This is a genomic window from Hydrogenophaga crassostreae (assembly GCF_001761385.1).
Taxonomy (GTDB): Bacteria; Pseudomonadota; Gammaproteobacteria; order Burkholderiales; family Burkholderiaceae_C; genus Hydrogenophaga; species Hydrogenophaga crassostreae.
The window spans coordinates 2956681-2975783 of the sequence record NZ_CP017476.1 but is presented as its reverse complement, the minus strand read 5'-3'; the positions used below and the strand labels follow the sequence as shown (position 1 = coordinate 2975783).

The 19103-nt window shown below is 62.9% G+C and carries 19 protein-coding genes; 4 read left to right on the top strand and 15 right to left on the bottom strand.

All coding sequences use genetic code 11. The annotated features are described in order from the left end of the window. Window positions 1-23: 23 nt before the first annotated feature. From pqqD to pqqA, 4 genes are all read right to left on the bottom strand, one after another. Window positions 24-296 carry a pyrroloquinoline quinone biosynthesis peptide chaperone PqqD gene (gene pqqD / locus LPB072_RS13640; RefSeq protein ID WP_066090770.1) on the bottom strand — a complete coding sequence of 91 codons (273 nt, stop codon included), beginning with the start codon at window positions 294-296 and terminating at the stop codon, window positions 24-26. 142 nt (window positions 297-438) lie between these two features. Next, on the bottom strand, window positions 439-1170 hold the full coding sequence (gene pqqC, locus LPB072_RS13635; RefSeq protein ID WP_066090767.1) for a pyrroloquinoline-quinone synthase PqqC: 732 nt from the start codon (window positions 1168-1170) through the stop codon (window positions 439-441). A 107-nt stretch (window positions 1171-1277) separates the two neighbouring features. Beyond that, window positions 1278-2195 (bottom strand): pyrroloquinoline quinone biosynthesis protein PqqB, encoded by a 918-nt coding sequence (gene pqqB / locus LPB072_RS13630; protein ID WP_066090764.1) that lies wholly within the window; start codon window positions 2193-2195, stop codon window positions 1278-1280. Window positions 2196-2330: 135 nt separating this feature from the next. Then, on the bottom strand, window positions 2331-2405 hold the full coding sequence (gene pqqA / locus LPB072_RS23180) for a pyrroloquinoline quinone precursor peptide PqqA (protein WP_082876953.1): 75 nt from the start codon (window positions 2403-2405) through the stop codon (window positions 2331-2333). Between the two features lie 165 nt (window positions 2406-2570). On the opposite strand from pqqA, the gene LPB072_RS13625 reads away from it, so the two are divergent. Together LPB072_RS13625 and LPB072_RS13620 are read left to right on the top strand one after the other, a co-directional pair. Beyond that, window positions 2571-3629 carry an alpha/beta fold hydrolase gene (locus tag LPB072_RS13625; protein ID WP_157694155.1) on the top strand — a complete coding sequence of 353 codons (1059 nt, stop codon included), beginning with the start codon at window positions 2571-2573 and terminating at the stop codon, window positions 3627-3629. Between the two features lie 53 nt (window positions 3630-3682). Beyond that, window positions 3683-4624 carry an MBL fold metallo-hydrolase gene (locus LPB072_RS13620; protein WP_157694154.1) on the top strand — a complete coding sequence of 314 codons (942 nt, stop codon included), beginning with the start codon at window positions 3683-3685 and terminating at the stop codon, window positions 4622-4624. Between the two features lie 36 nt (window positions 4625-4660). Here LPB072_RS13620 and LPB072_RS13615 read toward each other — a convergent pair whose 3' ends face one another. Beyond that, window positions 4661-6688, bottom strand: coding sequence for a sigma-54-dependent Fis family transcriptional regulator (locus LPB072_RS13615; protein WP_066091034.1), 2028 nt, complete (start codon window positions 6686-6688; stop codon window positions 4661-4663). Window positions 6689-7188: 500 nt separating this feature from the next. Between LPB072_RS13615 and pedF the strand changes: the two genes are divergently transcribed. Further along, window positions 7189-7683 carry a cytochrome c-550 PedF gene (gene pedF, locus LPB072_RS13610; protein WP_066090755.1) on the top strand — a complete coding sequence of 165 codons (495 nt, stop codon included), beginning with the start codon at window positions 7189-7191 and terminating at the stop codon, window positions 7681-7683. A gap of 82 nt (window positions 7684-7765) precedes the next feature. Further along, window positions 7766-8677 (top strand): substrate-binding periplasmic protein, encoded by a 912-nt coding sequence (locus tag LPB072_RS13605; protein WP_066090753.1) that lies wholly within the window; start codon window positions 7766-7768, stop codon window positions 8675-8677. 59 nt (window positions 8678-8736) lie between these two features. On the opposite strand, the gene LPB072_RS13600 is transcribed toward LPB072_RS13605, so the two are convergent. The 10 genes from LPB072_RS13600 to hemH all read right to left on the bottom strand — a co-directional run bounded on the left by LPB072_RS13600 (window position 8737) and on the right by hemH (window position 19092). Continuing rightward, window positions 8737-9852 (bottom strand): sigma-54-dependent Fis family transcriptional regulator, encoded by a 1116-nt coding sequence (locus LPB072_RS13600; protein WP_066090750.1) that lies wholly within the window; start codon window positions 9850-9852, stop codon window positions 8737-8739. Between the two features lie 173 nt (window positions 9853-10025). Next, on the bottom strand, window positions 10026-11108 hold the full coding sequence (locus LPB072_RS13595) for an XdhC family protein (RefSeq protein WP_066090747.1): 1083 nt from the start codon (window positions 11106-11108) through the stop codon (window positions 10026-10028). Window positions 11109-11125: 17 nt separating this feature from the next. Next, on the bottom strand, window positions 11126-11707 hold the full coding sequence (locus tag LPB072_RS13590) for a CoxG family protein (protein ID WP_066090744.1): 582 nt from the start codon (window positions 11705-11707) through the stop codon (window positions 11126-11128). Window positions 11708-11748: 41 nt separating this feature from the next. Then, the gene (locus LPB072_RS13585; protein ID WP_066091031.1) at window positions 11749-12918 is read right to left on the bottom strand and encodes a vWA domain-containing protein; all 1170 of its coding nucleotides are present in this window, start codon (window positions 12916-12918) and stop codon (window positions 11749-11751) included. A gap of 27 nt (window positions 12919-12945) precedes the next feature. Continuing rightward, a complete protein-coding gene (locus tag LPB072_RS13580) occupies window positions 12946-13851 on the bottom strand; it encodes an AAA family ATPase (protein ID WP_066090741.1) in 906 nt (301 codons plus the stop codon). After that, the gene (locus LPB072_RS13575; RefSeq protein WP_066090738.1) at window positions 13844-14635 is read right to left on the bottom strand and encodes an FAD binding domain-containing protein; all 792 of its coding nucleotides are present in this window, start codon (window positions 14633-14635) and stop codon (window positions 13844-13846) included. Before LPB072_RS13575 ends, LPB072_RS13580 begins: the two co-directional genes overlap by 8 nt. A gap of 11 nt (window positions 14636-14646) precedes the next feature. Continuing rightward, window positions 14647-17028 (bottom strand): xanthine dehydrogenase family protein molybdopterin-binding subunit, encoded by a 2382-nt coding sequence (locus LPB072_RS13570; RefSeq protein WP_066090735.1) that lies wholly within the window; start codon window positions 17026-17028, stop codon window positions 14647-14649. A gap of 11 nt (window positions 17029-17039) precedes the next feature. Further along, the gene (locus LPB072_RS13565; RefSeq protein WP_066090732.1) at window positions 17040-17507 is read right to left on the bottom strand and encodes a (2Fe-2S)-binding protein; all 468 of its coding nucleotides are present in this window, start codon (window positions 17505-17507) and stop codon (window positions 17040-17042) included. A gap of 226 nt (window positions 17508-17733) precedes the next feature. Beyond that, on the bottom strand, window positions 17734-17991 hold the full coding sequence (locus LPB072_RS13560) for a hypothetical protein (protein ID WP_066090730.1): 258 nt from the start codon (window positions 17989-17991) through the stop codon (window positions 17734-17736). Window positions 17992-18000: 9 nt separating this feature from the next. Beyond that, window positions 18001-19092 carry a ferrochelatase gene (hemH, locus tag LPB072_RS13555; RefSeq protein WP_066090727.1) on the bottom strand — a complete coding sequence of 364 codons (1092 nt, stop codon included), beginning with the start codon at window positions 19090-19092 and terminating at the stop codon, window positions 18001-18003. Between the last annotated feature and the right edge of the window lie 11 nt (window positions 19093-19103).

The following is a 19103-nucleotide window of genomic DNA, read 5'->3' as shown; positions in this document are numbered from 1 at the left end:
CGCGCAGCGCGGCAGGGATGGGCCTATTCCACCCAGCCACGGCGCTGCCCTTCTTCCAATAGCGAGCTGACTTGCGGCATCAGGTCTTGAACCTTGAATGCCGATTCCAGCTCGATCACGATCTCGGCCAGGCTGCGCTCGCCATCGCAACGCTTCAGAATCTCCGCAGCGCTGTCGTTGAGCTGCACCATGCCCTCGGGGTACAGCAACACCCAGCGGTTCTGCGCCTCTTCGAATTGCAGACGGAAACGGCGCGAGAGCTTGGGGTGTTCTGGCAAGGGGGTTGATTCATTCATGGGCTGATCCAATTGCAAACCTTTCCGGAGCAGAGGAACCCAACCCAGCACACGCCACGGAACTGGCTTTGCCAGGCCGTAGGCGTGGTCGCGAGGCCATGCCCTTGGGGGGAAGGCGCGAAGCGGCGTCGGGAGTCGTCATTTATTGACTGGCTTTTTCAATGGCGTCCAGCATGGACCACAGGATGTCCAGCTTGAACTGCAGAATGTCGAGCGCGCGGTGTTGCTGGGCGCGGGTGGTGAAGTGTTCGAGGGTGACGCGCAGGCCGTGTTCCACGTCGCGGCCGGCCAGCGGGATGCGGCTGCGGAAATAGGACAGGCCGTTGGCTTCGATCCAGGGGTAGTGCCTGGGCCAGGTGGCGAGGCGGTCTTTGTGGATCTGGGGGGCGAACATTTCGGTGAGCGAAGAACACACCGCCTCTTGCCACGGCGCCTTGGCCGCGAAATTCACATAGGCGTCGCAAGCAAATCGCACCGCAGGCGCCACGCCTTGCAGCGACCAAAGCTCTTCGCGCGATATGCCCACGGCTTCGCCCAGCCGCGTCCAGGCCTCGATACCGCCAGCGGCATCGCCTTCAAAATCGCCGTGGCCGTCGTGATCAAGAATGCGCTCCATCCACAGACGGCGGTGGGCGCGGTCGGGCATGTTGGCCAGAACCGCGGCGTCTTTGCGCGGAATGCAGATTTGATAGTAGAAGCGGTTGGCGACCCAGCAGCGAATCTCGTCGGGCGTGCAGCCGCCTGTGTTCATGCGCACATTGAAGGGATGGTGAATGTGGTAGCTGCGGCCCTTGTCGCGCAGCTGCGCTTCAAACGCTTCGGGCGTCCAGGCGGGCAAACCGTTGGCTGGACGGGGGTGTTGTGCGATTTCCATGATGGGGTTCTTGGTTCAGATGGGCCTGGCACCGGCGATGTTGATCTTGCCCGGGCGTGGCCAGACCGCCAGCCGCGCCAGGTCAAGCGCGCCATGGCGCAGGGGGGTCACAACCCCACCTCCATGCCATCAAACGCCACCTCGATGCCATGTGCCGTCAACACCGCGCGCTCGTCGGAGTCTTCGACCAGCATGGGGTTGGTGTTGTTGATGTGGATCAGGATTTTCCGGACACTTTTGGGCAGCTTGTCGAGTTGCTCGATCATGCCTCCCGGGCCGCTCTGTGGCAGATGGCCCATGTCGAGCGCGGCTTTTTTGGACAGTCCTTCGCGCTGCATTTCATCGTGGGTCCAGAACGTGCCATCGACCAGAATCACATCGCAGCGGCCCATGATCTCGAGCAGCTCGGGTGTGACCGCAGCCAGACCGGGGGCGTAAAACGCTTTCGCACCGGTGGCGGGGTTGTGCAGCAAGAGCCCGATGTTGTCGCCCGGGCGCGGGTTGCCGCGAAAGGGCGAATAGGGTGGCGGCTTGGACGACAGGGCCACTGTTTGCACCTGTACGCCGGGCAGGCCGGGTATGTCGGTGGTGCGGCCGTCGATGGGCAATTCGGTGGGCGCGACTGTGCAGTAGTGCGACAGGATGCGGGTGATGGGAAATCCATCGGACAGGTCGGACAGCACCTCTGGCGTGGCCAGCAGGGGAAGCGGGGTCTGGCGCTCGCGAAGCATCAGCAGTCCGGTGACGTGATCGATTTGCGCATCCATCAGCAACACGGCGGCGATGCCGCTGTCGCGCACGGCGCGGGCAGGCTGCAGATCGGGTGTTTGAGCGATCTGTTTGAGGATGTCAGGCGAGGCGTTGACGAGCAGCCAGTCCTGACCGGTGACGCTGATGGCGATGGACGACTGCGTGCGCGCTTGCGCCTTGATCGTGCCGTTGCGAAGACCTTTGCAGTTGCTGCAGTTGCAGTTCCATTGCGGAAAACCACCGCCTGCGGAAGAACCCAATACCCGGATGCGCATAGACTGGCCTGTGTGTCGTGAGGAGTCGAAGAAAGGAAAAAGCGCACGCGATTTGCACCCGTGCGCTTTTTCAGGTCATGTTGATCGGGTCAATGTTGTGGTGACTGTTTCAGCATGACCAAGGCCCGCTGAAGATCAGCGGTTCGCGATGTACATCGTGATTTCGAATCCGAAACGAAGGTCGGTGAAAGAAGGGGTGGTCCACTGCATAGTCGGTCTCCAGTTGAAGTTGGCATGAAACGTGTCTGCAAGCCTGCGGGATGAATCCCATGGCCAGCGCTTTTATCCTAAGCAACATCAATGCCATTTGCCATCGCTGTTCACCCCTATCAGGGTATTCACCCAGTTCTCACACCCCGTCACTTGCCACCCACCATGTCCCACGTCTGGCCTTCTCCTCAGTATCTGCCGATTGGCGGCCAGCATCGAATGGCTTACCGGGTGGTGGGAAATCAAAAGGGAGAGGCCTGGCTGATGCTGCATGGTGGCCCAGGCGCGAGCTGCCAACCGGGCATGTTGCAGCCTCTCGATCTGGCGAAACAGTGGGCCGTTGCCCCCGATCAACGCGGCTGCGGCGCGAGCAGGCCGCGCGGTGAAATCGCCCGCAATACCTTGCAGGCATTGGTTTGCGACCTCGAAGCCTTGCGCCAGAAACTGGGTGTCGAGCGGTGGAATGTATTGGCGGGCTCTTGGGGCACGGTGGTTGCGCTGGCTTACGTGCAACGCCATCCGCAGCGGGTTGATCGGCTGGTTTTGCGTGGTGCTTTTGCCACCAGCCGGCGCGAGTTGGCCGGACTGTTGCAACCCGGCGGCAAGGTGGTGGGCCGCGTGGGTTTTGAACCACGGTGGCCGCGCGCACCGGGCTACGGTGTGCCTTCGGTGTTGGTGGCATTGCGCAAAGTGATTCAAAGTGGAACAGGTGGTGTGACAGTGCTGCGCGTTGTGCGGCGGTGGAACACCCTGGAAATGGCTTGTGCCGCGGTGGGAATGCGCCGAAGCCTGCGCCATGCGGTCTCAAGCGGCGATCAGGTTTTGGCAACGCGCATTCGCCGCGATGTGGCAGGTTTGGGGCGCGGCCTTCGACGCGCCCTGGCGAACAAAGACTTGCTTCGCAGCCGCCCCGTTGACCGGCGTTTGCGAGACAAATACCGCGTGCAGGCGCATTACCTGTTGCAGCGCGGCTTTGTCAGGCCCGGCGAGCTGGACCGCGCGGTGCACACCGCTTCAGGGGCAGGCGTGGCCATCGATTGGGTGCATGGGCAGTTCGATGCGGTGTGCCCGAGTCGAAACAGCCAGGCATGGGCGGCGCTGGAAACAGGTGGTGCCGAGCGCATGCGCTTGACCCTGACCCGCTCGGGGCACCTGGGCCACGAGGCCGACACCTTGCAGGCGCTGCGTCTGGCGGTGCGTCGCAACCTGGGGTCCCTGGGGTGAGCGGTTTTCTCAGAGCCGTTGTCTGCTTCCTCGGCCTCTGGTTGGCGGGTTGCGTGGCATCGCCCGCCCAGACTGATTGTCGTGCCCAGGCTGGCGTTGAGCCCGTGCCCTGGGAGCCGCTGGCCCCGGGCGTGTGGGTGTGGCCGGGGGCGGTGGCCGAGGTCGGTGTTGGGAACCGGGGCCATGTGGCGCCGACGACCGTGGTACTGGATGGCGGTGAGGCGGCGGTGATCGATCCTGGGCCCAGCCTGTTGCATGGGCTGCGCGTTAGGCGGTCAGTGGTGTGCCGGTTTCAGGCGCGTGTGCGCTGGGTGGTGAACACCCATGCGCACGCTGAAAACGTGTTGGCCAATGGGGCATTCGATGAGTTGGTGCGCGGTGGGCAAGCGGCGATTGTGTCCACGTCTGCCACGCTTGCCGCCATGCGTGAACGCTGTTCGAATTGCCTTGCCAGTTTGAAACGGAAAGCGGGCGAAGCGGCCATGGCCGGCACGAACATTCGCTGGCCTGACCGGGTTCTGAACAGCGGTGATGTGTTGCAGGTCGGGCGACTGGCTTTGCAGGTGATGCCGATCGAGCAGGGGCACACCGAAGGAGACCTCGTTTTGTGGAACGCCAGGTTGCGCATTGTCTGGGCGGGCGGCCTGGCCTACATGGGCCGGATTCCCGAGCTCTCACAGGGCAGCGTGGAGGGGTGGCTGTTGGCCTTGAACCACCTTGATCAACTGAAACCCCTGCATGTGGTGTCGGCGGTGGTGTCTTCCTCACAAGAACGCGGTTCCTTGCCAGAAGCGCTGATCGAAACGCGGGCCTATCTCACGGCATTGCGCCAGGGCGTTCTGCAAGCGATGGACGAAGGACATCAACCTCAGGAAGCCGGTCAGGTGCCCATGCCTGCATACGCGCACTGGGCCGGTTACGCGGAGCGCCATGCCTTCAATGTGCAGCGCGCATGGCGCGAACTGGAACCGGTCTGGATGGACCGGGGGAACTAGAGCCAGCGTGGGTCGGGCCCACGCAAGGCACCTTGTTCAGCCCAGCACGTCGGGCGGCAACTGGTCTCTTTTGCGGTAGATGGTGTTGCGTGAAACGCCGAGTGCTTTGGCGGCGGCCGACACATTGCCTTTGTGCAGGCGCAGCATGTTGGCCATGGCGCTCAATGCCACATCTTGTAGCCGGTGACCGTCGGGATCGGGCGTGGATGGCACGGCCGTTGGCGTTGCCGTGGCATGGGAGTGCGCAATGGCTTCCAGCACATTGGGGGGCAGGTGTGCGTTGTAACCATGCTCGATTTCCTCAAGAAAATCGTCAGGCAAATGTTCCATGAGGATCTCCCCCTCGCAGCCTGCCATCACCACCGCTGTGCGCAGCAGGTTGTGCAGCTGGCGGAAATTGCCGGGCCAGTGGTAGCGCCGCAGCAGGTCCATGACCGTTAGCGAAATGGCCACACGCTGGCCGTTCTCGCACAGGGATTTCAGAATCTTCTGCACCACCAGCTGGAAGTCGGTTCGTTCACGCAAGGCGGGCAAACGCACCACCAGGCCATTCAGCCGGTAATACAGGTCTTCGCGAAAGTCACCCCGCGCAATCATGTCCTTGACGTTTTTGTGGGTTGCGCTGATCACAGCGACATCGACTTCCATCTCCTTGGTCGAACCCAGCGGGTTGACCTTGCGTTCTTGCAACACACGCAGCAAACGCGCCTGCAGATGTTTCGGCATGTCGCCAATTTCATCGAGGAACAGGGTTCCACCATTGGCCTGCAGGATCTTGCCGATAGAGCCTTTCTTGCGCGCACCGGTGAAGGCACCTTCTTCGTAACCAAACAGCTCCGACTCGATCAGGTTGTCTGGAATCGATGCGCAGTTGACCGAGACAAAAGGCTGGCCCGAGCGGCTGGAGTCGCCATGGATAGCCTGGGCCAACAGGTCTTTACCCGTGCCCGTTTCACCCAGGATCATCACGGGAATATCACGTCCCGATACCCGCCGCAGCTTGTGAATGACGGAAGAGACCTGCGGGTCTCCGGTGTCCAGGTACTGCAGCGATGACAGCTGCATGCGTTTGCCCGTTTGCTTGAGCGGAGCAGGCTGGGCGTTGGCTGGCGTGGGGGGGGGCTGCACGTCCTGTGGGTGGGCCATCCAGGCGTTTTGTGCTTTGAGCTTCACCCGTGCCCAGACCGAAACGCCGTTGTGAAGACACAGCTGTTTGGGGTTGGGGGTGGTGCCGGTGAAGAGTTCGCTCAAGGCGGAAACAGGAATGCCAAACAGGGACGAGAAGGTGTGCGCTTTGAGGGCCGCGAAGGGGAGGCCAATCTGAAACTGGGCGCTGCGGTTGGCCGAGATGAAGCGGCCTTCCGGCGAGAACACCGCGATGCCTTCCACCAGCGTGCCGAGAAACTCGGAGCGGGTGTGGAAATGGATGCGGATGGCCTTGGGGAAGATGTCGGCGAACATGTGGTTCTCGATCATCTGGGCCGACATGCGCACCAGGGCCAGGGTGTGCTGGTGAAAGCTGCGGTGGTCACCAGTGACATCGAGCGCGCCGATCACCTGACCATAAGGATCAAAGATGGGCGCGCACGAACAGGTCAACACCTTGTTGGCGTTCATGAAGTGCTGGTTGCCATGAACGGTGAGGGCTTCTTCTTCGGTGAGCGCCGTGCCTATGGCGTTGGTGCCCTTGTTCTCTTCTGACCAATCCATGCCGGGGGTGAGCGCCACGCGTGAGGCTTTTTCAAGAAAATCGGTGTCCCCCAAAGAATGGAGCACCATGCCGCGTGCCGAGGTCAGCAAGACCATGCTGTGGGTATTGACGATCTGGTCGTAGAGCGTTTCCATCACGGGAGCCGCGTGCTGGAAGAGAAAGCGGTTCTCGTCCAGTGCGTCGTTGAGCAGGCCGCGCGAAGGGCTGGAAAAGTCGGGCTCGGCGTGGGCCGTGATGCCGTAGTCAAGCGAGCGGCGATGCGACTGATGGATCAGGTTGGTCGAATCCATGGCACTGGCCACAGGTGGGCTGGCTCTCAGCCCACGCGCCTCTCGGGGCTTGGAAGCAGTCATGTTGTCTCCCGGGTTCCCGGTGTTGTTGTTCCACACGTCAATGCCCCAGGCGTCTTCGGCGCGGGGCTGACGGCTCAGGTGTTTGCTGGTTTCGTTCTGATCGTTTTCCATCGGTATTGTCTTGGTGTCCAGCCAGGGGATCAACAGGGGATACGCCAATGTGAAACACACTGACACAAGCCCTGTTCCACTTCGAACAAGCAATTTGCTGGCCATGTGCTCAACGACACGGAAATCGGCCGGAAAGTGGGTTGTCGCGTTCTGCTGGGCGACGGTGCAAAGGGCGGGAATGGCACCGAACCTTGCACGAACCACATTGCGACCCAGGACGGGACACCTTCGCGGCATGGGTTGTTGCGAGTGATGCAAATTGGGACACTTTTGGGTGTTTTCATGGGCAGATGAGCTTGTGTGTCCGGGTACAGCAAAGAGCACGGCAGATGGCCTGCATATTGCTATCCAAGGCCGGGAGACCCAATCGAAACCTGGAGACAACACCCATGCGCTTTTCATTCAACACCCTTTCTTCTCGCGGCCTGGCTCGAGGATGCGTTGCTGCCGTCACGGCCTTGATCGCTGTTGCGGCTTTTGCCCACGGTGATGTGGTGCCGCAGTCGGTCGACACACACACTTTGCCGCAACTGGGGGACAAGTGGCGCGAGACGAATCCGTTCAGCAAGGGCGAGGCCCACGCCGAAGCTTTGCGCATTGGTGCTTCGGCTTACAACCAGAATTGCGCGCGCTGCCATGGACTGGAGGCCATCTCCGGTGGCATCTCCCCCGACCTGAGAAAGATCGACACCGATTGTGTGGGCATGGCAGACGAAGCCAAAAAGAACGCCTGTTTCCAGGAAATCGATGACTACTTTTTGGGGACGGTGCGCCGCGGTCGCACACGTGGCGGCCGCGTTTACATGCCTCCGTTTGAAGGCATCCTGACGCAGGAAGCAATCTGGTCGATCAAGACCTACCTCGAAACGCGGCGCGAGCCTTGAGGGCGCAGCAGGCCTGTGCGCCTGCCTGGCTGAGCGCTTTGCAGAAGCTGGAACCAACCACCGAGACAACGGAGACCCATTCATGAAAAAACAGATCGAGCACGCCTTGGCACCTGCGAAGCCAGGCCCGTTTGCAGTGGGGAGGCGGTGGGCCATGGGCCTGCTGTTGCCCCTGTTCCTTGGCGTCGTGCCGCTGGTCCATGCGCAAACCGAGGTGACCGATCTGGCCAGGGTGCGAGCCAGCGGCGTGTTGAAGGTAGCGGTTTACAAAGACAATGCGCCCTTTGCAGGCGGCCCTGTCACAGATATGCAAGGTCTGGATGTGGCGGTGGCGGGTGCCCTGGCCAGGGCCATGCATTTGCAGCTCTCCTTGTTGCCGTTTGACGCCGACGAGAACATGGACGACGACCTGCGCAACATGGTCTGGAAGGGGCACTACCTGGGTTACGGTCCCGCTGATGTGATGCTGCAGGTACCGGTCGACAAAAATCTGATGAACAACAACCCGCAGGTGCTGGTGGTGGGGCCATACATGCGGCAGTCCTTTGTTTTGTTGAGAGATACCGAAAAACTCGCCCAGGTGCAGCGGCCAGAAGATCTCAAGGACAGCGTGATCGCTGCCGAGCGTGGCACGGGCGCTGCCAGCGCTGTCATGGGCTATGGCGGAGGGTTGTTGCGCAACCAGGTTCGCATCTTCAACACAGGTATGGAGGCGGGTGAAGCGGTGCTGAATGGGCAGGCAACTGCGGCCTACCTGACGCGCGCGCAGGCTGAAGCCGCGATGCTTGTAGCTGGCGTGAAACCTGGCCGCTACGAGCTGGAAACGCTGGCGCTCAACGGCATACCCAACAACGGCTGGCCGGTGGGCATGGCCGTGAAAAAAACCAACAAGGAGCTCGCCCTGGCGCTGGACGCTGCGTTGAAAACCATACGGGAAAGCGGTGAGCTGTTGCGCTTGTTCCAGCAGCAGGGCATGACACTCACGGCACCCTGATCTGGCGACCGGCGCTGGAACAAACCACGCCGACGGAGGGCCCGTATGGCGCGGGCGAATCAGTGTCCTGACCGTTTGGTCTGAAGGCGGCGGTAGACGGTCGCTCGGCTGATGCCCAGTGCCCGGGCCGCTGCGCCCACATTGCCCTGGGCGTCTTCCACGGCTTTGCGGATCAAGGAAATCTCATGGTCTTTCAGGGGCACGCCGTGGCCCGATGCGTGCTGCCCCAGTTGTCCCGCCGTGTGCGGTTGAGCCAGTGCCAACAAACGAAGACCCGACCACAACGGGACTTCGAAGGCCCCCCGGTGCTGGCTGGCCGCGTCGAACAAGTCGGCGCAACTGAGGGCAAATACGCTGTCGGCATGGGCTTGCATGGTTTCGGGCGAAGCGCACAGCATTTCAATGGCGGGCCGGTTCATGCCGGTGATGTAGCCATCGGCATCCAGGCAGACCAAACCGTCGTTGTCGTCGCCCAAAACGCGGCCCGGCCAGTTCAGTCGCAGCAGCAGCCGATGGGGTTGCGCCAGCGTGAGTGCGTTCTCGATGCTGCGGGCCGATTGCGTGACCAGGTGTTTGAGGGCAGGCTGCTCCACCACATTGACACCCGTCAGATCAAGCATGCCCACGCAGCGGCCATCGGGGCCCCAGATCGGCGCGCCCGCGCAACTGAAGACGGCGTTGTCCTGAAAGAAGTGTTCGCCACGGTGCAGCCATACCGACTGTTGCTCGGCCAGTGTGGTTCCGATGGCCGTGGTGCCCACGGTGGCTTCCGACAGGTCGATGCCGACGCGGGCCAGCGTCGCAGCAGGCGGGTCGTTGCGGTCCACCGGGCCATGCACATCGATGACCACGCCGTCGGCATTGGTCAATATGGCGAAATACCGTGTGTGCAGCATGGCTCGGGTGAGCGTTCGCACCACCGGGGCGGCTGCCTTCAGCAAGGGACGGCTCGCATCGAGTACACGGCGTGTGTTGCTCGATGAAATGCAGTCGAACGTAACCGGGCGGTCTGGTTCGTGGCCCATCGTCAGGCAACGCCGCCACGATCGCTCGATGTCTGGAGCCAATCCAGGCGCAGCGTGAGCCCCATGACCGAGCAATATGGCTTGGCGTGCCCGCTCGATCGCGGCCATGCGCTGGTGCTCAGGTAGAAGGATGGGGTTGCTGTGGGACATGGGAATGGGCGGCCCTTGTTGCCAGAGCCGCCTTCATTTAATCAGTTTTGGAGCGGGTTCGGCGGGCGGCCAGAAACATATGAGACTGGGGTTTACCCTTGCCCCGTGGCCTGGATCGGGCCGCCAATCGAAGGCGGCCATGACCTTCATGTGCCGCTTCGCCAGAGGGCCCGTTAGGCCGTGCGCTGGCCCGAAAAACACACGGCGGCTGTTCCGCTGCCGGGTTGCAGCTGTTCCTTGGCCGGTCCCACCTGCATGTCGCGCGGCAATGGCACGGCGTTTTTCAGCGCCAAGACTTCGGCCATCACACTGACCGCTATTTCCGGTGGCGTTTTGCTGCCGATGTAGATGCCTATCGGACCTCGCATGGCAGCCAGGCTGTCTTCGGTTTGATCGAAATGCTCGATCATGCGGGCCCGCCGGGCTTCGTTGTTGCGGCGTGAGCCAATGGCTCCCACGTAAAACGCTTCGCTGCCCAGCGCTTCGAGCAGGGCGAGGTCGTCGAGCTTGGGGTCGTGGGTGAGCGCGATGACGCAGGTGCGCCGGTCGACGTTGAAAGCGGTCACGACGTCGTCGGGCATGCCGGCGTCGAGCTTGACGCCCGCCACCTGCCAGTTACCCCGGTACTCTTCTCGCGGGTCGCAAACGGTAACCGCAAAACCGCAGAACAGCGCCATGGTGGCGAGGTATTCGGTGAGCTGTCCGGCGCCAATCAGCAGCATGCGGTATTCGGGTCCAAAACTGTTGCGCAGTGTGGTGCCGTCGTCGCTCAGGGCCTGCGGTTTGCTGGCCGGTACGAGTTTGACTTCGCCGGTGGCAATGGCCGTGTGGCGCTCCATCATGTGGCCATCGGTGAGCGTTTGCACCAGCGTTTCCAGCGGTGCCACTTCCGGGTTGAATTCCAGCAACAGCTCCAGCGTGCCGCCACAAGGCAGGCCGAAGCGGTGGGCTTCGTCTGCGGTGACGCCGTAGGTCACTCGCTCGGGCGGCCCGCTGGGGATGTCGTGGCTGATGCCTTCGATGGCGGCTGAGCCTTGGGGGGTGTTGGCGCGACTGTAGCGGTAGATCAGGTCGTCTTCAATGCAGCCGCCCGAGACCGAACCCACCACTGCGCCCGATTCGCACAGTGCCATGATCGAGCCCACCGGGCGGGGCGATGAACCCCAGGTGCGCACGACAGTGGCCAGCAGCGCCTTTTGCCCGGCGCGGCGCCATTGCAGCAGGTTGCGAAGAACGGTGAGGTCGAGGTTTTCCATGGCTTTGATGTGTGATGTCAGCGGCTGATCAGCCAGATGACCACGGCCACCGCGACGGCGCCCGCGGCCCAAACCCAGGTGGGCATTCCCGACGCCGAGGCAGGCGTGGGGGAGGGAGCAGCGGCGCCGCTGTCGGCGGGCGTTTCAGCTGGGGGGTAGCGCTCTTCCAGCGCCGCTTCAAACCGCTTGAAGAAGTCCTCGGCCATGTTCTTGGCCACGCCATCGATCAGGCGCTGGCCCAGTTGGGCGATCTTGCCGCCGACGGTGGAGTGCACCGTGTAGTTCAGTTCGCAACCTTCTGGCAGGGGTTTGAGTTCGACCGACGATTCGCCCTTGCCGAAGCCGGCCACGCCGCCCTGGGCGTCGAAGTTGAGCTTGTAACTGGTGGGCGCGACGATGTCGGTGAGTTGCACGTTTCCATTGAACGTTGCCGCGACGGGACCGATCTTGATGCCCGCGGCCACGGCATAGGCGTTGTCGCCGGTGGCTTCAAATTTTTTGCAGCCAGGAATGCAGGCCTTCAGGATTTCAGGGTCGTTCAAGGCTTCCCAGGCTTGTTGCTGGGTGGCTTTGAGGGTGCGTTGGCCGGTCATGTCCATGGTGGGGGTCTCCTGTTGGAACGGTTTTTGGGTGTCGGGTTTCAGCGTTGCATGAGCCGTGCCATGGCCTGTGCGAGGTCCTCGAGTCGGCTCAGGTTGTGCACCGCGAGCATGCCATCGGCGTGCTCGTGCAGCACCTTGGCGCCGCTCGCCAATGGCGCGTAGCCGTCGAAACGCAACAGGGGATTGAGCCACAACAACTGGCGGCAGTGGCGCTTGAGCCACAAGACCTCGGAATTCAGTGCGTCGGGCTCGCCCGTGTCCAGCCCGTCGCTGATGAGCACGACCACGGTTCGGCGGCCCACCAGCGTGCGCGCGTGGCGCTCGCGCAGCGTGGCCAGCGAGGCACCCAGGCGGGTGCCGCCAGCGAAATCGGCGATGGCCGCGTTGGCCATGTCGAGCATGTGATCGGTGTCGCGTTGCCGGAAGGCGGGGCGCAGGTCGGTCAGGTCGGTGCCGAAGGCAAAGGCGGCGCGCGGGCGGCCTTGTGTGGCGTTGTGCAAGAAGGCCAGTAGCAGGCGGGCGTAGCGCTCCATGGAGCCCGAGACGTCCACCAGAACGAGCAGGGGCAGGGCCTGTGGCCGGCGGGCGCGCTTGGGCAACCACAGCAGTTCGCCCTCAAAACGGCGGGCCTGTTGCATGGCTGCGGCCCAGTGTGGCCGTTGACCGCGCACACCGGCGCGCGTTCGGCGGCCCCGGACGGGTGGCAAGGGCAGGGGCACATCGCGCACCAGGCGCTCGATCAGGCGGAACTCGCTGGCGTTGAGGGTGGCGAAATCGGCGTGGCGCAGGCGTTGCTGATCGCTGGCGGTCATCGCAGCGTCGAGCTGGATTTCGCTCTCCTTGCGCGGGCCTTCTTTGGGAGCCCTGGCCGCTGCGAGGGCTTCCTGCACGCGGGCCTTGCGCTTGGGCGCCTCGGCCTGGCGCACTTTGGGCAGCATCTGGGCGAGCAGTTGCTGCGCCAATTCGGGGTTGCGAAACAGGGCGTCGAACAACTGGTCAAAAACCTCCAGATCTTGCTGGCGGCTCACCAGCACGGCGCGCAAAGCCGCATGCAGATCGTCTTTGCGTTCGATGCCGACGAGCTCGATGGCTTCGATGGCCATGGCGATGCGGCTGCTGTCAACAGGCACGCCGGCGCGGCGCAAGGCACGGCCAAAGCCGGTGATGTTGTCGCGCAGTTTGCCGCTGCGCGCGTCGCCGAGCTTCATCATGTGGATCGGCCCTTCATCCTGGCGTCACGCAGGTTCAGGCTGCAGCAACTCGTCGATCAGGGGAATGAGGGCGGCCACGTCTTCGCGTTGCTTGAACAAGATGCCCGCCGTGTCCTGAACCACTTCGGGGTCCAGCGTGAGCGTGTCCAGCGCCACCAAAGCCTTGGCCCACTCCACGCTCTCGGCGATGCCGGGGCTGCGCTGGAAGGCATTGGCGAAAGGCATGGAGCGCAGACGCGAAACGAATTGCGTGATCTGCTCGGTCAGCGCGGGCCCGGCCTCGGGGACCTGGCTTTGCACGATGGCCAGCTCGCGCTCGCGCTCGGGGTAGTCCATCCACTGGTAGAGGCAGCGGCGCTTGACCGCGTCGTTCAGATCGCGGGTGCGGTTGCTGGTGAGGATGGTGATCGGGGCGGCTTCGGCCTTGATGGTGCCGAGCTCGGGAATGGTCACCTGGTATTCGCCCAGGTATTCCAGAAGAAAAGCCTCGAAGGGCTCGTCGGCGCGGTCCACCTCGTCGATCAGCAAGACCGCGCCGGGCGCAGGCGCCTGTAGCGCTTGCAGCAAGGGGCGGCGGATCAGGTAGCGTGGCTGGTAAACCTCGCGTTCGATCTCATCGGCGGTCACGGTGTCTTGCGCGGCCCGCATGTGCAGCAACTGCGCCGTGTGGTTCCACTCGTACAAAGCTTCGCGCTGCTCCATGCCGTCATAACACTGCAAGCGCAACATGGGGCGGGCAAGCACTTTCGACAGCGCCTTGGCCAACTCGGTTTTCCCCACGCCGGGCTCGCCTTCGAGCAGCAGCGGGCGCTGGAGCTTCATGGCGAGAAAGACGGAGGTGGCGAGCTGGCGCGGTGCGTGGTAACCCACGCCTTTGAGGGCGTGGGTCAGTTCGTCGATGGTGGCGAAACCGGAAACTGGTTCAACCATTGGCTTGCTTGACCGCTTTCTGGGTTTGCACCTTGACCAGTTGGGCACGGAAGGCCGCGCTGGCATGCAGATCGCCGTTGAGTTCGTTCGCATCGATGGCCACGCCTTCGACCGCCTCGGGCGTGAAGCTCTTGGTCAACGCAGCCTCCAGGCCGGCATGGCGGAACACGCCATTGCCCGCTCCCGTGATTGCCACGCGCACGCCGTTGGCCGTTTGCGCCACGAACACGCCGACCAGCGCAAAGCGGGAGGCGGGTTGGCGGAATTTGGCGTAGGCCGCTTTCTGAGGCGCAGGGAAGTGGATCGCGGTAATCAGCTCGCCTTCTTCCAGGGCCGTGGTGTACATGCCTTGAAAGAAGTCGTCGGCAGCAATCGTGCGTTTGTTGGTCTGCACGGTGGCGCCCAGACCGAGCACGGCACTGGGGTAGCAGGCGGCCGGGTCGTTGTTGGCCACCGAGCCGCCCATGGTGCCCATGGCGCGAACCTGACGGTCGCCAATGCCACCGGCCAGCGCGGCGAGCGCCGGGATCAGGGCTTTGACATCGGCGCTGTCGGCCACCGTTTCATGGCGCGTCATCGCGCCAATCACCAGTGAGTTGCCGTCTTTCTTGATGCCGCTGAGCTCAGCGACGCCGGCCAGGTCGATCAGGCTGGACGGTTGTGCCAGGCGTTGTTTCAAGGAAGCGATCAGGGTTTGACCACCGGCCAAGGCCTGGCCACCGGCCGAGATCTTGGCCAAGGCGTCAGCCATGGAGGCGGGGCGTTCGTAATCGAATGCGTACATGTGTGTTCTCCTCAGGCTTTTGCTTGTTGAATCGCTGCCCAGACCCGGTTCGGGCTCGCAGGCATGTCCAGGTCTTTGACACCCAGCGGCGCGAGCGCGTCGAGCACCGCGTTGATGACGGCGGGCGGTGAGCCGATGGCCCCCGCTTCGCCGCAACCTTTGGTGCCCAGTGGGTTGGTGGTGCAGGGGGTGCACACGTGGCCGATGGTGATGTTGGGGAAATCGTCGGCGCGGGGCATGGTGTAGTCCATGTAGGAGCCGGTCACCAACTGACCCGTTTCGCGGTCGTACACGCAATGCTCCATGAGCGCCTGGCCGATGCCTTGCACCACGCCGCCGTGCACCTGGCCTTCAACCACCATCGGGTTGATGATGGTGCCGAAGTCGTCCACCGCTGTGAAGCGGTCCACGCGCACCACACCGGTGGCGGGGTCGACTTCGACCTCGCAGATGTAGGTACCGGCCGGAAAGGTGAAGTTGGTCGGGTCGTAGAACGCGGTTTCGTTCAGACCGGGCTCCAGTTTGTCGAGCGGGTAGTTGTGTGGCACGTAGGCCGTCAACGCGACCTGACCAAACGTGACCATCTTGTCGGTGCCTTTGACCTTGAACTCGCCGCCAGCAAAGTCGATGTCGGCATCGCTGGCTTCCATCAGGTGGGCCGCGATTTTCTTGGCCTTGGCTTCAATTTTGTCGAGCGCACGCATGATGGCCGCGCCGCCCACCGAGATGGAGCGCGAACCATAGGTGCCCATACCGAAAGGCACGCGGCCGGTGTCGCCGTGCACGATGTCGACCTGGTCGGGCGAGAGGCCCAGGCGGGCGGCCACAACCTGTGCGAATGTGGTTTCGTGGCCCTGGCCATGGCTGTGGGAACCGGTGAACACGGTGACACTGCCCGTGGGGTGCACGCGCACTTCGCCGCATTCAAACAGGCCCGCCCTGGCGCCCAGCGCACCGGCCACGTTGGAAGGTGCCAGGCCGCACGCCTCGATGTAGCTGGAGTAGCCCACGCCGCGCAGCAAGCCTTTGGCCTTCGATTCGGCCTTGCGCGCTTCCAGCCCTTTGACGTCGGCCAGCTCTTGCGATTTGTCCATGCAGGCGATGAAATCACCCGTGTCGTATTGCAGCGCCACCGGGGTCTGGTAGGGGAACTCGGTGATGAAGTTGCGGCGGCGGATCTCGTCTTGGCTGACGCCCATTTCCCAGGCCGCGCGGCTCACGATGCGCTCCAGCAGGTAGGTGGCTTCCGGGCGCCCGGCACCTCGGTAGGCATCCACTGGCGAGGTGTTGGTGAACCAGGCGTCCACCTCCACATACACCTGCGGCGTCTTGTACTGACCGGCCAGCAGCGTCGCGTAAAGAATGGTTGGCACGGCTGGGGCAAAGGTGGACAGGTAAGCACCCATGTTGGCATCGGTGTGCACACGGAAAGCCAGGAACTTGCCGTCTTTGTCCATCGCCAGTTCGGCGTGGCTCACGTGGTCGCGGCCGTGGGCATCACACAGGAAGGCCTCCGAGCGGTCGCAGTTCCACTTGATCGGACGGTTCAGTTTCTTCGAGGCCCAGGTCAGGCACACGTCTTCGGCGTACAGGAAGATCTTGGCGCCAAAACCACCGCCCACATCGGGGGCGATCACACGCACCTTGTGCTCCGGCAGGCCCATGACAAACGCCGTCATCAGCAGGCGTTCGACGTGTGGGTTCTGGTTGGCGACGTACAGCGTGTAGTCGTCGCCGGCCCGGTTGTAGTGACCGATGGCGGCGCGTGGCTCCATGGGGTTGGGCGCCAGGCGGTTGTTGACCAGATCGATCTTGGTCACGTGGGCGGCGCCGACAAACGCTTTGTCGACTTCGCCCTTGTCACCGATGGCCCATTTGTAGCAATGGTTGTCAGGTGCGATGTCGTGCGCGGCCGGGGCACCCTTGGCCTGTGCATCGCGCACATCGACCACGGCGGCCAGCGGCTCGTAGTCCACCTCGACCATTTCGGCGGCATTGCGCGCCTGTTCCAGCGTTTCAGCCACGACCATGGCCACGTGGTCACCCACGTAGCGCACCTTGTCGAGTGCCAGGATTGGATGTGGCGGCTCCTTCATGGGCTCGCCGTCGGTGCTGGTGATCAGCCAGCCGCAGGGCAGGCCGTTGATCTTGTCGGCGGCCACATCCTGGCCGTCCAGAATGCCGATCACGCCGGGCGCGGCCAGCGCAGCGGTCTTGTTGATGCTGCGGATCTTGGCATGGGCATGGGGCGAGCGCACGAAGTAGCACTGCGCCATGTTGGCCAGCACGATGTCATCGGTGTACTGGCCGGCGCCGGTCAGAAAGCGGTAGTCCTCCTTGCGGCGGACGGATTCCCCAATGTGGGGGAGATTGGCAAAGTCGGATGCACCCATGTTGCTGCTCCTTAAGATTTCATGGCCGCAGAACCCTGCAGCACGGATTTGACGATGTTCTGGTAGCCGGTGCAGCGGCAGATGTTGCCCTCCAGCCCTTCGCGCACCTGTTGTTCATTGGCGTTGGGTTGGCGCTTGTGCAGATCCACGGCGCTCATCACCATGCCGGGCGTGCAGAAGCCGCATTGCAGACCGTGGCATTCCTTGAATGCGGCTTGCATGGGGTGCATGGTGCCATCGGCAGCGGCCATGCCTTCAATGGTCTGGACGTCAGTGCCCGCGGCCTGCGCGAGCAGCATGTTGCAAGACTTGACCGCCTTGCCGTTCATCAACACCGTGCAGGCGCCGCATTGCGCCGTGTCGCAACCCACGTGGGTGCCGGTGAGTTTGAGCTGTTCGCGAAGTGCTTGAACCAGCAGCGTGTGGGGCGCCGCGTCGACGGTCACGGCTTTTCCGTTGACCTGAAGTTGAACCTGCATGCTTGTCTCCTGTTGGTGAATGTCCTCCAGAAGTGAAACATGGGCGCGTGGGCGTGTCCTTGGGTGTAACCCCTAGGCCGTTGGGCCCGATGGGAAGTTTTCTCAAATTGAGACGACGGTGGGACGTGCGCCCAGGCGTCTTTGCGGCAGAAGGCGCAGAAGCCAGACCGGATTCTCGCGGGTTGCAGCCGGTGTCCTTTCTGCCGCGCAGGCACCTGGGGTGTCTCTACTGTTGGGGCGATTCCGCTGCAGTCGCACGGTCCTGTGCGGGCTTCTTTGTCGCGGCTTCTGCTTCTTTTTGATAGCTGTCGTAAGACTGATCGGCTTCCCTCAGGCAGCGAAGGCGCTCCTGTGCGTCAACGATCTTGCTGCACTGGTTGCGTTTCCAGGACTGCGCGCCGGCATAGCCTTGTTGGGCGCTGCAGCCTGCCAATGTGGCGAGCGCGGTCAGCAAGGTGGCCGCTGCTGTTGTCGTTGTCTTCATGGCAAATCCTCAGTCTTTGGCGCCCAAGGCCAGCGCCCGCTCCCGGCTTTCCTTGAGCGCCATCGGGTCGTCGGCCTGCAAGGTGGGCCAGCCTTGCATGTGGCGTTCGGCCAGGTCGGCGAGGGCGCGGATCCAGTCGGGGCTGTCGTTCACGCATTCGATGTAGTTGAACGTTTTTCCCCCGGCGTGCAAAAACGCCTCGCGGGCCTCCATATTGATCTCTTCCAGCGTTTCCAGGCAGTCGCTGGTGAAGCCGGGGCAGATCACGTCGACGCTGTGTGTTCCGTTTTGAGCCATTTTGATCAGCGAAGGCTCGGTATAGGGCTCCAGCCACTTGGCTTTGCCGAATCGGGACTGGAAGGTGACCTGGTAGCGGTCTTTGGTCAGACCGAGTTTTTCGGCCAGCAGGCGTGCGGTCTTGTGGCATTCGCAGTGGTAGGGGTCGCCCAACTGCAGCGTGCGCTCGGGCACGCCGTGAAAGCTCATCACCAGTTTGTCGGCCTGACCGTTGTGCATCCAGTGTTGGCGCACCTTCTTGGCCAGCGCTTCGATGTAGCCGGCGTCGTCGTGGTATCGGTTGATGAAGCGGATTTCGGGCAGGTTGCGCGCCTTCAACCCCCAGTTGGCGACCGAATCGAACACGCTGGCGGTGGTGGTGCCGCTGTATTGGGGGTAGGCCGGCACGAGCAGCACGCGGGTCATGCCCTGGGCCTTGAGCTCGTCCAATACGGCAGGGATCGACGGGTTGCCATAGCGCATGGCGTAGCGCACGGTGACCTGATGGCCTCGCTCCCCCAGGTAGCCGCGCAGCAGCGTTGCCTGTTTTTCGGTCCAGACCTTGAGCGGCGAGCCTTCGGGCATCCAGACGCTGGCGTATTTGGCTGCCGATTTCTTCGGGCGAACGCGAAGAATGACGCCGTGCAGAATCAGCCACCAGATGGGTTTGGGAATCTCCACCACCCGGTGATCGCTGAGGAATTCGGCCAGGTAACGGCGCAGGGCCGGTGCTGTGGGCTCATCGGGCGTACCCAGGTTGCACAGCACAACGGCCGTGCGCGGCGCCTGACCATGGGAGAAGGGTGGTTCTTTTTGGAAGCTCATGCGCTATTCTC

Bases quoted from the DNA above. Each gene is read 5' to 3' on its own strand.
- pqqD (WP_066090770.1), bottom strand. From the start codon at position 296: ATGAATGAATCAACCCCCTTGCCAGAACACCCCAAGCTCTCGCGCCGT.
- pqqC (WP_066090767.1), bottom strand. From the start codon at position 1,170: ATGGAAATCGCACAACACCCCCGTCCAGCCAACGGTTTGCCCGCCTGG.
- pqqB (WP_066090764.1), bottom strand. From the start codon at position 2,195: ATGCGCATCCGGGTATTGGGTTCTTCCGCAGGCGGTGGTTTTCCGCAA.
- LPB072_RS13625 (WP_157694155.1), top strand. From the start codon at position 2,571: ATGTCCCACGTCTGGCCTTCTCCTCAGTATCTGCCGATTGGCGGCCAG.
- LPB072_RS13615 (WP_066091034.1), bottom strand. From the start codon at position 6,688: ATGACTGCTTCCAAGCCCCGAGAGGCGCGTGGGCTGAGAGCCAGCCCA.
- pedF (WP_066090755.1), top strand. From the start codon at position 7,189: ATGCGCTTTTCATTCAACACCCTTTCTTCTCGCGGCCTGGCTCGAGGA.
- LPB072_RS13605 (WP_066090753.1), top strand. From the start codon at position 7,766: ATGAAAAAACAGATCGAGCACGCCTTGGCACCTGCGAAGCCAGGCCCG.
- LPB072_RS13600 (WP_066090750.1), bottom strand. From the start codon at position 9,852: ATGTCCCACAGCAACCCCATCCTTCTACCTGAGCACCAGCGCATGGCC.
- LPB072_RS13595 (WP_066090747.1), bottom strand. From the start codon at position 11,108: ATGGAAAACCTCGACCTCACCGTTCTTCGCAACCTGCTGCAATGGCGC.
- LPB072_RS13590 (WP_066090744.1), bottom strand. From the start codon at position 11,707: ATGGACATGACCGGCCAACGCACCCTCAAAGCCACCCAGCAACAAGCC.
- LPB072_RS13585 (WP_066091031.1), bottom strand. From the start codon at position 12,918: ATGAAGCTCGGCGACGCGCGCAGCGGCAAACTGCGCGACAACATCACC.
- LPB072_RS13580 (WP_066090741.1), bottom strand. From the start codon at position 13,851: ATGGTTGAACCAGTTTCCGGTTTCGCCACCATCGACGAACTGACCCAC.
- LPB072_RS13575 (WP_066090738.1), bottom strand. From the start codon at position 14,635: ATGTACGCATTCGATTACGAACGCCCCGCCTCCATGGCTGACGCCTTG.
- LPB072_RS13570 (WP_066090735.1), bottom strand. From the start codon at position 17,028: ATGGGTGCATCCGACTTTGCCAATCTCCCCCACATTGGGGAATCCGTC.
- LPB072_RS13565 (WP_066090732.1), bottom strand. From the start codon at position 17,507: ATGCAGGTTCAACTTCAGGTCAACGGAAAAGCCGTGACCGTCGACGCG.
- LPB072_RS13560 (WP_066090730.1), bottom strand. From the start codon at position 17,991: ATGAAGACAACGACAACAGCAGCGGCCACCTTGCTGACCGCGCTCGCC.
- hemH (WP_066090727.1), bottom strand. From the start codon at position 19,092: ATGAGCTTCCAAAAAGAACCACCCTTCTCCCATGGTCAGGCGCCGCGC.